The following is a 14873-nucleotide window of genomic DNA, read 5'->3' as shown; positions in this document are numbered from 1 at the left end:
ATTGTTTTTTTATATTTGTTACCAAAATATTACAATTTTCGGAAATCAATTTTTTCAAAAAAGAAAAGATTTCAAAATAAATAACCAAATAAAAATACCACCGATGAACTTTTATTACAAGTAACTTAAACAAACCATTAACTATTTAAACCAAACAAAAAACTATTAAAATGAACTTAAAACTTAAAATTGCACTAATCGGACTGCTGATCGTGGGCAGTCATAGTATAATGGCACAATCAAAGACCATTCATGGCGTGATTACCGACCCCTCAGGATTTCCGTTACCTGGTGCCGGTATTAATGTAGAAGGAACGCAGAATAGCGCATCAACCGATTTTGACGGTAAATACTCTTTAAAAGGAGTTAATCCAACCGATAAGGTAACTTTTTCTTATGTGGGCCTAGTATCACAGACTATTACTGTGGGCGAAAGAAGCTCAATCAATGTAACTCTTGTTCAATCTACACAAAATTTAAATGAAGTTGTAGTAGCCTATGGTACTCAAAAGAGAACTAAGGTTACTGGTGCAGTTTCAACGGTAAGCTCAAAAGATATTGCTGCTGTACCTATTACAAATGCTGAATCTGCATTGCAAGGACGCGCGGCAGGGGTTACCGTTGTAAATGGTGCACCAGGCTCTAATCCTACAGTTAGTATTCGTGGTCTGGCTACAATGGGGAATAGCGCTCCTTTATATGTAATTGACGGAGTTTTAACTGGAAATCTTTCTGGTTTAAGCCCTAATGACATTGAGAGCATCTCTGTTTTGAAAGACGCTTCTACTACAGCTTTATACGGTTCTAAAGCTTTTAACGGTGTTATTATGGTTACTACCAAAAAAGGTAAAAAAGGACCAGGTCAGTTAAGCTTTGGCACTTACGTTGGAGGTCAGGAAGTGACAAAAAGATATAATGTTTTAAATACACAGCAATATCTTCAGTATGCTAAAGATTTAGGAAGTGATTTAACGGCTAGAGCATCTGAGTTTGGAAACATAAATACCAACTGGCAAGATCAGATTTTTCAAACAGGACTTATGCAGGATTACAATTTGAGTTTTTCAAATGGTACAGAAAATTCTACAAGCCGCTATTCTGCTGAATATATGAAGCAGGAGGGAGCTATTGTTAATACAGGCTTCGAACGTTATTCTTTTAGAGCTAATAACACGCAAGATATTGGTAAATTAAAAATAGGAAGCAATATTGGTGTCTCTTTCAGTACCATTAATCCAGAACGTACTGCAGGAGGAAGAACATTATTAGAACATGCTATAAAAATGGCACCTTATTTACCGATATATAACCAAGATAATTTAGGCGGTTATCAAGGACCTAGCGCTATTGATGGCAATGACGCAGAAAACCCTGTTCGTGTAGCTAATTTAGGATATCAGAAAATAAATAACTTATCTATAATTGGAAACATTTATGCTGAATTAGAAATTTACAAGGGTTTAAAATTCAGATCACAAGTTTCTTTAGATTATTATACAGGTAAAGATCATACTTTCATTCCAAGTTTTCAGGATGGTTCTTATCACAAGCAGGCGTTTTCTTCAACAAACGAAACAAATTCTCAAGGACAGACTATCGTTTTTGATAATAGTTTGACTTATAAAACTACTATCGCAAACAAACATAATCTGGAAGTTCTAGGAGTTATTACTAAAATTGATGGAAAATCGCAAAGTGTAGCAGCTGGCAGCCGTTACTATATTTCAAATGAAATTGATCAGTTGAGATATAATGAAGGAAGTTTAGGATCTGCAAATTATGAAGAAAAAAACTTAGGCTATATTGTTCGTATTAACTATGACTACGATGACAAATATATGCTGGCAGTTTCAGGACGTAGAGATGCATCTTCTCGTTTTGGATCAAACAATCGCTGGGGTAATTTTTATTCTATTGCTGCAGGTTGGAATATAGCAAAAGAAAATTTCATGCAAAATTCTATTTTCAGCACATTAAAACTTAGAGCTAGTACAGGAACAACAGGAAATGACAGAATAGACAATTACCAATACAGCGCTACTTTAATAGCAAATTACAATTATCCAATTGGAGGAGCGAATGCACCTGGAGTTTCTTTGGGAGTGGCAGCGAATCCAGACTTAAAATGGGAGTCAAAATTAGATAGAAATATTGGTCTTGATTTTGGATTTTTTGACGAAAAGCTAACGGGTTCATTTGAATATTTCAACAATAAGAGTAGCGATATTCTTTTTGCAGTTCCTCTTGCAGCTTCTGTTGGATCTGCAGGCGGTGGAACACAGATTCAAAATATTGCTGACGTGAAAGTAAGCGGTTTTGAAGTTTCGATTGGGTACAACGACAGAAAAGGAGACTTTACATGGTCTGCTGTGGCAAATTTAGGTACTAGTAAAAATGAGGTGGTGAGTTTAGCTCCAGGGGTATCGAGCGTTTTAGGCGGACCTGCACCAAGAGCAGGTTTAGAGAATTTTTCAAGATTAGAAGTAGGTCAGCCGTTATTTTACTTTTATGGATATCAGACCAATGGAATTTATCAAAATCAAGCAGAAGTAGATGCTGTTTTTGGGCCAGGGCAGACATCTGTAAAACCGGGTGATATCAAAATTGTTGATCGTGATGGAAATAAAGTGATTAACTCAGATGATAAAACAAATATCGGAAATCCGTATCCTGATTTTACCTATGGTTTAAACCTTAGCGCAGCGTATAAAAACTTTGATTTCAATTGCTTTATAACTGGTGTGGCAGGTAACGACATCTACAATGCAAACACTTTTGATCTAAAAGGAATGAACCGTTTGTTTAATGCCAGCACAGATGTTTTAGATAGAGCAAATGTTGTCAATGGCGTTGTTACCAATCCTTCTGCAACATTGCCAAGAGCTCAAGGTGCAGATATTAACTGGTCTTCTGCAAATCAGCGTTATATAGAAGATGGTTCTTTTACGAGATTAAAAAACATCGCTTTAGGATATACACTGTCTGGCGATGCTTTTAAAAGCTATTTCTCAAAAGCAAGATTATACGTAAGCGGACAGAACCTTATTACCATTACAAATTACTCAGGTTTAGATCCAGAAATTGCACGTGCAGATGCTAATGCAAACTCAGCAGGTATTGATTTAGGAAGGTATCCACAGCCAAAATCGGTGATTTTTGGAATTGATGTTACATTTTAATATTTAAAGACGATGAAAAAAATTAAATATATACTTATAGTACTGTCTGGAGTTTTAACCATAACTTCATGTGACACGGGCGAATTAGAATTAAGCAATCCTAATGCTTTATCGCCTGAAACTTTCTTTAAAACTGAGGCACAGGTGCAGTCTGCTGTAAATGCTTCTTATGCAAATCTTCAGACAAGAGGGCTTTATGGAAGAAATCTTTTCTTTGCGATGGATCTTATGGGGCATGACGCTTTAGGGAACCCGCAGTTAGAGGGTAACAAGAAACCTTTTCAGGATTTTTCTTTTAATGGAGGAAATGATATTATTCAGTATTACTGGGAATCTTGTTATATGGGAATATCCAGAGCGAATTTTGTGCTAGATAACGAGCAGAAAATTAATGATCTTCCAGCTTCTATTTTATCTCAGGAAAAAAAGAATAAATATTTAGGAGAAGCTCATTTTTTAAGAGCTTACTATTACTTTCTACTAGTAAAACGTTTTGGCGATTTGCCAATTTATAAAACAAATACTATTGTTGGAAATGCAAGAAGCCCTAAAGCAGAGGCTTATGCTTTGATTGAAGAGGATCTTGTATTTGCATCTCAAAATCTTTTGCCAAGAGGATCAGAATCAGCAGGAAGAGCCAATAAAGAAGCAGCTTATGCACAATTGGGTAAAGTATTGCTATATCAAAAGAAATATACCGAAGCTTTAGCAGCGTTTAATAATGTGACAGGTTTCAGTCTGGAAGATAAAGGGAATTTTTACAACAACTTTATGGAAGAAACGGAACACGGTAAAGAATCGATTTTTGAAATTGAGTTTGATGAAAAAAATGGAACTGGCGATCAATGGGGTGCTGTTGGTGATAGTGGAGGAACAGGCTTTGAGGAGTCAACACTAAGAGGTCAGGAATATGGAAATCTTAGCTGGTATAATGTTTATCCGTCAGACGATCTTTTAGATTCGTATGAAGCAGGTGATAACCGTTTTGGAGATACTTTTTATGTGCCAGGATCGTCTTATTTAAAAGGAACTAAGGTAATGGTAGCGGGTAATTTTACGACTTCTGCAGGTATTAGAAGAGCAGGCTGGAAAAAATATCAAAACTATTACAATAGAGAAGATGAAGCAACAAGATCAAGCATTAACTTTAAAGTAATGCGTTATGCAGATGTACTGCTTATGAAAGCAGAATGTGAAAACCAAAGAGATGGCGGTTCACAGACAGCAGCAATAGAATATATCAAACAGGTACGCGACAGAGCCAATCTGACAACTAATATTGCTCCAACAAAAGAGGCTGTTTTTGCAGCAATTGTTCACGAACGTCAAGTAGAATTTGCCGGAGAGCAATCTCGTTTTGATGATATTATAAGATGGGGTATAGCAAATACTGTATTACAAGGAACAGGTTTTACTGCTGGTAAAAGCGAGTTATGGCCAATACCAAACAGAGAAACCTCGTCTAATCCTAAAATAAAGCCTAGTGATAATAATCCTGGTTATTAAGGCTTTAAATTTTGGTTAGTTTAAGTTAAGTTAGTTTTTATAAACAGCGCATTTACTGCGCTGTTTATTGTTTAGAGAAAAACTATCGAAGAAAAATGAAATGGCATTTTGAATTAATTGAATCAAAAAATGAAAAATATAAGTAAAATTTTATTGGTGATCATTTCTTGTTTTTTTACAGTAAATATAGAAGCACAAAACCCTATTATTAAGGACATCTTTACAGCAGATCCAGCTCCTCTTGCACATAAGGGAATCTTGTATTTATATACAGAACACGATGTAGCAACTCAAGAGGATACTAATTATAAAATGGCTGACTGGCATGTATTTTCGACAACAAATATGAAAGACTGGAAAGATCACGGAGCGCTACTTTCGCGTAGCACCTTTTCATGGGCAACGGGCGATGCTTATGCTGCTCAATGTATCGAGAGAGATGGAAAGTTTTATTGGTTTGTTTCGACATTTCATAAAAAAGATGAGGTAAGCCAAGGCGGTGCTGCAATAGGCGTGGCGGTATCAGATAGTCCTACAGGCCCTTTTAAAGATGCGATTGGAAAAGCACTTATAATAAACGAAATGACAACCGATATGACGCACGGTTGGGATGATATTGACCCGACTGTGTTTGTGGATGACGACGGGCAAGCCTATATGTTCTGGGGCAACGGAAGCTGTAAATGGGTTAAACTTAAAAAGAATATGATAGAGCTAGATGGAGCTATTACCACTTTTAAACCTAAAAATTACATTGAAGGGCCTTGGGTTTATAAAAGGAAATGACTTTATTATTTAGTATATGCCAGTGAAGGTACAAAACCTGAAATGATAGAATACTGCACCGCTAAAAATATTACGGGTCCATGGAATTATCAAGGAATTATTCAGGAAAATGTTCAGAATAGTTTTACCACACATCCTGGCATTATAGATTATAAAGGAAAATCATACTTCTTTTATCATAACGGAAGTCTGCCAACAGGCGGCAGCTACAGACGTTCCATTTGTGTAGATTATATGCATTATAATAAAGATGGCACTATTCAGAAAATAATGCAAACTGCAGAAGGTGTAAGCAGAATCAAGTAAAAAGCCGATTTAATTTTTCTAATGAAACGAAAGATTTCAAAGCATACATTTTTTTTGAATTAACTAGTAAAATAATAAAAATATGAACATGGTTATAGCTAAAGATTTTACAAATAAATACCTGATTAGAACCCGACTTCTACTATTGATTTTTGCAGTGATGGTTCCGTTTTTAGTTATTAGTCAAAATAAAAAGAAAGCGGATAAATCGGAATTAAAAAGGCCTCAATACCGTAATCTTTTTAAAGAAGCAGGTTATAGCCAGATTGATATCGACAAGAAATTGGCTAAAGCTTATTATGATGTTTTTGAAGGACCAGATAAAGTTTATTTTGAAGAAGGAGATGCTTTAGGATACGTTTCTGATATCAAAAATAAAGATGCTCGTACAGAAGGGATGTCATACGGAATGATGGTTGCTGTTCAGCTCAATAAAAAAGATGTTTTTGATCGTCTATGGAGATGGTCGGTAAAATACATGCAGCATCAAGATGGACCAAGAGAAGGTTACTTTGCTTGGAGCGTAAACCCAGAGACTAAAAAACAAAATTCTCTAGGTTCTGCTTCAGACGGAGAATTGTATTATATAACGAGTCTGCTTTTCGCTTCTAATAAATGGGGCAATGATACAGGAATAAACTACTACAAAGAAGCAAGGAGAATACTAGATGCTATGTGGAAAAAAGACGGAACGGGTAATGTGCATAATATTATTAATACAGAACATAAGCAAATTTCTTTTGCGCCAGAAGGAGGAGGCTATAAGTGGACAGATCCTTCTTATCATGTTCCTGCCTTTTATGAAATATGGGCCTTGTATGCCAAAGACGGACACGAGCAGTTTTATAAAGAATGTGCCGATGTTTCGCGTAACTTTTTGCATAAAGCCTGTCATCCTGTGACGGGGCTAAATTCAGATTATACAGAATTTAATGGAGAACCGCATCCGACACCTTGGATGCCTCCTGGATTCCGTTATGATTCTTGGCGCGTTCCTATGAACATTGCCATGGATTATACTTGGTACGGAAAAGATAAAGAATGGCAGGAAGGCTATGCGAAGCGTTTTCAAAATTTCTTAAGGTCTAAAGGATTAGATACTTATGAAGATCAGTTCAATCTCGATGGTTCTACACCAGAGTTTATTCTTCAGGCAGGTCCGGTTAAAAAACTAAGACATTCGATTGGTTTAGTGGGAACGGCGGCTACAGCATCATTAGTAAATAAAGACAAAGCCAGTATAGATTTTGTTCATGCGGTTTGGAATGCCAAGCTAGAGCCTTACGAAGATGGTTATTTTGATCCCTATTATGATGGATTAATGTATCTCTTCAGTTTAATGCATCTGAGTGGGAATTACCAAATTATAGCTCCAAAAGGTTAATCAATTTTTAAATCTAAAAATAGGATTACGGCAGATTTAGCGGTACGGCAAATTTTCTTTTTCTAAATCGTATGCTAATCTGCCATAACGTTTTTATGGTAAAAAACTGAGGCAGCTTCAAAACGGTGATCACTCAATTAATCCTTGACATCTTTGATTTGATCAAAAGCCAGATTACTGCTGCCTTCGCCTCTTCCGATTTTCTTTTTCATGCCAAGCCATACAAATACTTCTCCGTTCAGCCAACGCGTGCGCTGAAAGGATTGTGATACTTTTACACCTGCTCTTGGTATTTCCTCCTCATGAATATAATAGGGTAATGGTTTTGGAATTTCATCCAAACCTTCGCGCAGAATACTGGATTGCGGCTTGATTTTTTTTGGCGTTTCCTGATCTTTTTCTATAATTCTTAATAAAGAGGCACGCTGTAATTGGATTTCCCTATTATCATTTTTTTTATGTACCGGCACAAATGGGATCCAGTTTTCAGGAACATTACTCATAGCCTGATAACTAATTTTGGCTGAATAAGGTAATGTTGCAATTGGGGTATTTTTGTTTACGATGTTTTCATGAAATTGACGCACACGCAATGCCGCTTCGCTTCCTTTTTCGCCAATACCTGCTGGAGAAGGAATAACGGTTTCTATTCCCCAGACCATATTTGATATTTCATCCCTTATCAATACAATTTCTTCGATAGGATCACTTTCATGTACTTTCATTGCAGTTGGGGAGAGAAATAGTGTGTTATTTTGTTTTTCTGAATGTAATTTATACATACTCCAACTCATATTCTCTTTGCCTATTTCCTCAGTTGGTTTAATCCAGATGGTTTCTCCAAAGTTGTTTTTCACCGTGAGGCCTTCAATATTGGCCAAAGAACCAATTGGAAGTGTGTACGGAACTAGGAACCAGTCGTTAGCAAAAACCAATCCGAATTCCATTAATAATAGTTTTGAAAGTTCCGTTGTTGAGGGTTTTATATCTCCGAGGTCGGTTTTAGAATCTTCAAATTGCCACCATCTTCGATCCGGCATGCCTTCAAATGCAATGTGAGAAGGTATAAAAGTATCGGTGAATTTGTTGAGTGGCTCTCCTGTGTCATTCGTTTTTTGTTCTTCAATATCAAATACATACCAATCCGGATGTCCTTGATAATATTCAGCAGCAGACAATTTTTTTTCTGTTTTTTCAGCTGTTGCGCTACACTCAAATTGGTATTCTAATTTGTTAGGCAGCCAAGCAGTATTCTTTTCATCATTCGGCTGAAGATATATTTTAGCATACCAGTCTTTAAAGTCATTTGTGAGATCATTGTCAAGTACTGTTTGATGTCCAGGATCGCTTAAGACAATACCGTCAGATGCGGATGTGCCCAAAATAATCTTTTCATATAGCGCATAACCATCCATTGCTCTTCCGCTTATAGCTGCATATTGTTGCCACACATTTTTATGAGCATAAATAGCGGCATTATCACGATTATTTGGAGGCATGGTAAAACCATAGTTTTCTATATAAATATCTCGGTAATTAAGAGCATATTTTTTCAATAATTGTAACCAGTATCTGCCCATTTGCAGCCTAATATCAATGCTTATTTTTTTTTCTTCTCTTTTAAAAGCAATCTTCTTCTGTTCTGTTTTTGCTTCGAGAGGGACATTGTTTTCAAAATTTTGAATGGCATTTGCAGCCGCTTTGTACTTTTGTAAATGCGAACTGGTAATATGAATTTTTGCAAATACAGGAGAACCTGCATCATCGGCTTTAAATTCTCCCATTTGCCATTGTTTGGTAAGCATCCATAATGCATCTCTTACTTCGGCTTTTAGTGCACGGTCAAAATTATGGGCGCGTGGTCTTCCTTCAAGTCTATTCCACATCATTACGGTCGGGAATAGCTTTAGCTCAAGTGCTTCTTTGATATTTTTAATAGGATTAACCATTGTTTATTTTTTTATAAATATTATTGTTTTGAGCCAGATTGACAGAAGCGGTAATCCAATGCATGCTTACAGCCATTATGGTTGCTGGAAGAAACTGTCCATATCTTGAACCCTCTATTTGGGCAGGTTCTACAGCACGTTTTTTAGCCATCTCTAGAGTTTCCTCCATAGATTCAATGATATCGTTCCATTTCCAATTTCCGGTTATCTGCGGAGGTGTTACCAAAAACATTGTTTGTGGAGGTTCGCTATTCGGTTGATCATAATGAAAAGCGATTCCGGTTGTTTCTTCATTTGCGGGAATTACTTCGGTCCATTCATCTATTACAATACCGCATTGTGGTTTGGTATTATCATAACCTTTTGCAAAATGTGCAGTATAGAGCAACTTATCATTTTTGATGTTAAAGATATATTTGCCATTTTCATCTTTTTCTGTGGCGGTATCCTCTCTAAATTTTACGGCCAGCCAGCGATCATTGGATTGATAAGGAAATTGTAGGGCAGTAAGGTTCACTTCGACTGTTGACTTGAATGCATCGGTAAGAAAAACAATGTTTTCCCAATGGTGCGCTTTATCTCTCACTCTGGCAACTCCTCCTAGCCAGTCTTCAATTGGAAATAGGCTGTTTTCTGTCGCTTTTATAAAAGTTAATAATTGGTCTTTATCGGTAAGAGCGTTATTAAATTCAGCGGCAGAATTACTATTCAGCGTAAAGCGTGGCAATAGTAAAGCTTCATCTCCCAGTATTATTTTTGCAGCTTTTATAAGGGTAGTAATTTTATCGGCATTGACAACTGTTGCATCAGCCTCGGCTATTAAGGCTTTACTATTGTTTATTTTTTTCTCAATATATTTTTGAAGGTTGTTTAGCGATACTACAATATCTTCTTTCAATAAAGCCAATTGCAATAGCTCTGTGTTGGTATTATTACTTTCGGTTACGGTGTCAAATGCGACGGTATCGAATAGGCTTACCTCTTTAATGGTTGTATTTACATCGGATAAAAAATCAATAATTGTGGTTTTGTTATTTGTTTTTAGTGCTTTAATGTTGTTCAATAAACTAATAAAATCGGCTTTCTTAGTATCAAATGCGGTTTTATAAGAAGCCAATGGTAAAACTGGAAAAGTAGAAACAGATGAAATTTGCTGTTCTGCTTTTTGAAGTAATTCTATTTTTTCGTCAGGATCGGCTGTTGTAGTATAAGCCGACATTATGAGTTCTGCTTCAATTAATTTTTTACCCCATCTTTCTATTAAAATATCTAGTTTGGTAAATACATTTTCATAAATGACCGTTACGCCGCTATGAATAAAGCCAATTCCTGTTTGTACATTATCAAAAAGCGCTGTTTTTAAATACTGAGTAGAAATATCTTTTACCAAGGTGTCAAAATGGACAAAATCATTTGCATACAGCTCTAGGTAGTTATCATAGGCTGTTTTTAAAGTGTTAATGGTTGAAGGTACGCCTATAGAATTAATACTGTTTTCAAATGCAGTCAGGATTGTAGCTTTGTTAGCAGGATTTGGGTCAGCAAGATAGTTTTTGAGATCAGATTTTAATTGTATAATGATGTTGTCTTTTATGGATGGGTCAGTTATGAGTGTTCCAATATCATTATAAAGCTGTGCCGAAATGCTGGTAAACGAATGTGTGTTGGTGCTAATATTTTCTAAACTTGTTTTGACACTATCAAAATCAATATCTATTAAATTTTCTACCGTTGTCTTCAATTTCACATCATCGAGATTAGTTGGTGTTGCAGATTCTTTTGATAACATCACCTGAGTAGGAGTTATCGCTTTAGATCCGATTAATATTTTGCGTAAGCTTTTTATTAAGGCAGCCAATTCAAAGAAAGAAACATTCGCTTTATTCGTTGTATTTACAGCTTCGGTATAATTTATTTTGATGGTTGTTTTGGGATGATTTGATTTGGTATAACGTACAAAATTCAATATTCTATCATCCAATTCGGTCATTGATTGTTCAGTATCCGTGTTTAATACGTATAAAAGATCAATTGCTTCCAGTCCTAGTTCTTTTTGAGAAACGGTGATTGGAATATCGGACTGAAGAGGGTTACTGTAGACAATATTACAAATCACGTTTTCTGGCGCCGGTAAATTTTCGATAAGCCATTTGTTAACAGCTGGTTCAGCTTTTGCTCGGGCTATTGCACCAGAAATTGCGGTTGCATCACTATCGAACTGAATAGCCATTCGATGTGTAAGTGTTACACCGCTTCTAGGCGTGTTGATAATGTCAATATCTGGGGGATAATCTCCTTTGCTAAATGCATTTGCGTTTCCGGATGCTCTTTCAAAATTTCCCTGCACTACCTGATAGACTTGTTCTGCCATTACAAGATCGGATATCGCATCGTTGATATCGATAATGTAGTCGAGTTCTTCTTTTATTGCCTTAGCTTGATCTGAAGTGGCTGTGGGTAAATTAAAAGTTGACGCCAAAGCGAAAGGATATACCTTAACAGAGGCTTCTCTGACATAATTAATGAACTTTAATCCATCGAGTACATTGTTTGCAGCTATCATTTCTTCATTTTCTTCTGGTTTTGATTTAGTATCTACAAGATTATCTGCCACCAACGGAAAGACTTTTCTCAAAGGCAAAATAAATTTATCTACTTCACCTTTGCCAAGATTGTATTTGTCATGCAAACCTCTCTCAAATTGGTAGCCAAGTAATGCCGCAAGAGGCTGACCATTACGCATGCCTTCTAAAAAATTAGCGGCTACACGCACTCTGTCTGATGTGAGGTTTATAGCAAAAGGATTGCCACTGCCGGCATCTTTGTTGCTATCATAAGCATTGCGCAAAATAGCAGCGGTGGCGGCTTGGTCTAAGGAAGGTGCATGTATGAAACCAAGATTTTTACTGTCTGATTGAAGTGGCGCAATGTTCTCCTTATTGAATATTTCATTCAGTTCTGGTGTAAGCGTTTCGTTGGTAAGTAATTTATTTTGTGGCTCGACATCCAGCAACCAGCCATAAGCGCCAAGATAGATGCCTTTTGAAGGCTGAGTATTTTTGCTGTTTTTTAAACGTTGTTCCGTAAGTTTGTATTGTACCAAACCTGTTTTCCATGCATCAATTCGATAGCTGCAGCAGTCTAGATGTTCGGTTAATAAACGTTCTAATCTTGCGGTTGGTGTTTTCTCCAGTATTTTCAGAGCATCAATTGTTTCCTTCAATTGTTCCGTCTCTGCCAGATTGTGTAAAATATTGGGTTTCTGGATATAATCTATTAATTTCGTTGTAGCATCTCCAGTGATAGTAGGATAGGTACTGAACAAATGTTCGTATTTACTTTTTCCGATACCTTTGGCTTCTACATGTAAAAAATCAGGATCTTTAAATACTTTTCTGCTGGCAATGAGATTGTTTGTTGCCAACACATTTGCCGCCGCATTGGATTGTGATTGGGTAAGCGCGTGTTTTAAAAGTAAATAGAGTAGTGCTGTCGGGGCTTCTTGACCACCAAAATCATCTCTGCGTACGGTATCGCCTGCTGTTGCAACCAGCCATTCGATATAATTCAATCCGTTTGCACTATAGGGACGGATAGCAGAGGTTTCTGAATCGGGTACGTCATCAATAAATGGTCCGCTCAATAGATTAGGACGGCTCAGAAAGAATTTTTCAAGTATAGGAACGGTGTCAATTCCAAGCTCATTTAAAATTTGCTTTGCTTTTTCCTGCATTTTCTTTTCAAATTTTGGGGTTAAAAGAAAATGATGCTGCAGATTTAGCTGATTGTGCATTTGATTTTTCGACTGTGCATAGCGCTGATGAAACTCAACTGAATTGGCATTCAATGCTAGAATTTTTAATAATAGCTTGTGGGCATCATCTGTTGTTTTACCTATATGTGCGACATCTATTAATAATTCATCCCAATTGCTATCCATTTTCATCAGCCATCTGTGAAGTCTTGGCAGAAATGGTGTTCTAATGTTGTTGGATAAGTCTGTGTTATTGTCTCTTCCTAAGAAATTTAATTTGGAATAGACCGATATTGGCAGAATTCCGTAAGGTTGTTTTCCGATTCGTATGGCCGGTATAGGCCCTCGTCCTGAAACGAAGCCAGAGAAGAATGCTTTGGTCGCTTCGATATCCCTGTCGGTGAATAACGGATCCATCATTTCATCCATAAAATAGCCCAACGTTGCTGGAAAAAGTGCCGTATTCATAGCATAAGCTTCTAACTGATCTTTACCATTGGCATTTTTCACATTTTTTAATATTGCAGGATCTATTCCAAGGCAATCTGCCAGTTTTTCGCCATCTGATTTTTTATCTGGTGTATCTGCCGAAACAAAATCTTCAGAATTGCTAAAAAACGAATCAAAACTATCATCGCCATTGTCAGTCCAAGTGTATGCAGCAGGTGCATCTTCAGTATTATTTGTAGATGCTCCCTGTTTTATTAGTTCAAGACCATTTTTGCTGTAAAAATGATCCGTAAATAATGTTTGCAGTTGTTCTTGGCCATCAGCTTCATCAGAAGTGAATCTTATGCCTGTAACAAATAATTTTTTAAAACCGGTTTGCGCTTCCTCAGGTGTAAGGTCTATTTTTGTTGCCATTCCAGCCTGTTCTGCTTTTTCAAAATCTACCATCCAGCTCAATTCATCATTGAGAATAAGGTTTTTATCATCATCTTTCTTAAGCTGGTCATCGCCTGTTAAAGAAGGATCCACACTTACAGCCAAATGATCTTTGACAGGGTTATTAAACAGGATTGTTTTTTTTACATTTCCATCAAAGGTGGTTACCACAAACTTATTGGGCAGTCCCATTGTTTTAGCCGACTGTGTCCAAGAACCATTTTTAGCGGTATAATCAGGAAGATCAATCTCAGAAATTATGATTTTACTGCTGTCTTGTTCTTCAGGTATTTCATCAGTAATATTTTCCGGAATATAGTTTTCTTGTATTAATGTTGCTGTAGCAGAGTTTGTTGTCGCGGTTAAAATTTCTTTTGCCTTATCAATTTTTACAGCGTCGCCTTTGGCAAACCAAATAGCTGACCAATATTTTGTTGCGGCATCTTTTTCTGCCGAGCTTAAGGAAAGGGAAGAGTTTACTACAAATATTTTATATGCCGCGCTAGGCCTTACAGTATAAGTATTGGCAGGTTTATACTCTTTTATGATATAAGCAGAACGTCCCGTACCATGGCTATTTACTAAACTTCTCCAAGCCGCTTTTTCATCTGCTTTTATGCCGCCTGCTTTCCACATTTCTATCCAAAAGGCTTTTGCATTTTTCAATTCAGATTCAGATAACAGTTCTTCTTTACTATTGATATTACAATCATCGGGATAAACTCGTAACCAAAGCTGTTTTTGATTGCCAGTTGATTTGAATCTTGTTTCTAAACGTAATGGAAACATCAGAATAGGAATGTTGTCGTTTAGTTCTGTAATCTTTTTTATAGGATCAAGTTGTGCTAAAAAAGCATTAGTTATCTTTTCGTAGTTGGCCTTAATCGATTTTTTTGAATCTCTTAGTTCTCCAATATCTTTTATTATTTGGTTTCTTTGTTTTTCATTGAATAACTTCTTTGATTCGCGTTCTTGTTCATTAAGACTTTTTAATTCTTCCTTTTCGTCAGCATTTAGTTTCTCCAATGCAGCTTGCGCCTTTTGAATTTCAATGTTCACCGCAGCCGATTGTTTTCGGTTACTGTTTTGTGCGTCCTGTATGTTTTTTAGATCACTCATAATTA

5 protein-coding genes and 1 pseudogene are annotated in these 14873 nt (G+C 36.5%); 4 read left to right on the top strand and 2 right to left on the bottom strand.

The genetic code is table 11. The features are described from left to right. The first annotated feature begins 170 nt into the window (after positions 1-170). The 4 genes and pseudogenes from NCC77_RS16825 to NCC77_RS16810 all read left to right on the top strand — a co-directional run bounded on the left by NCC77_RS16825 (position 171) and on the right by NCC77_RS16810 (position 7161). Complete coding sequence (locus tag NCC77_RS16825) at positions 171-3179, top strand: SusC/RagA family TonB-linked outer membrane protein (RefSeq protein WP_250836640.1); 3009 nt, start codon at positions 171-173, stop codon at positions 3177-3179. 12 nt (positions 3180-3191) lie between these two features. Then, on the top strand, positions 3192-4685 hold the full coding sequence (locus NCC77_RS16820) for a RagB/SusD family nutrient uptake outer membrane protein (RefSeq protein ID WP_250836639.1): 1494 nt from the start codon (positions 3192-3194) through the stop codon (positions 4683-4685). Between the two features lie 129 nt (positions 4686-4814). After that, a pseudogene (locus NCC77_RS16815) lies at positions 4815-5777 on the top strand (glycoside hydrolase family 43 protein). An 82-nt stretch (positions 5778-5859) separates the two neighbouring features. Further along, entirely contained in the window at positions 5860-7161 is a 1302-nt protein-coding gene (locus NCC77_RS16810; protein WP_250836638.1) for a family 8 glycosyl hydrolase, read from the top strand. Positions 7162-7298: 137 nt separating this feature from the next. Here the strand turns inward: NCC77_RS16810 and NCC77_RS16805 are convergent, their stop codons facing one another. Both NCC77_RS16805 and NCC77_RS16800 read right to left on the bottom strand, forming a co-directional pair. After that, complete coding sequence (locus NCC77_RS16805) at positions 7299-9110, bottom strand: hypothetical protein (RefSeq protein ID WP_250836637.1); 1812 nt, start codon at positions 9108-9110, stop codon at positions 7299-7301. Beyond that, entirely contained in the window at positions 9103-14868 is a 5766-nt protein-coding gene (locus NCC77_RS16800) for a hypothetical protein (RefSeq protein ID WP_250836636.1), read from the bottom strand. The genes NCC77_RS16805 and NCC77_RS16800 overlap by 8 nt, the downstream gene beginning before the upstream one ends. Positions 14869-14873 lie beyond the last annotated feature (5 nt).

Source organism: Flavobacterium tyrosinilyticum, assembly GCF_023656565.1.
Lineage (GTDB): Bacteria > Bacteroidota > Bacteroidia > Flavobacteriales > Flavobacteriaceae > Flavobacterium > Flavobacterium tyrosinilyticum.
Note: the sequence above shows the minus strand (reverse complement) of the source record. Positions and strands in the feature narration are given on the sequence as shown.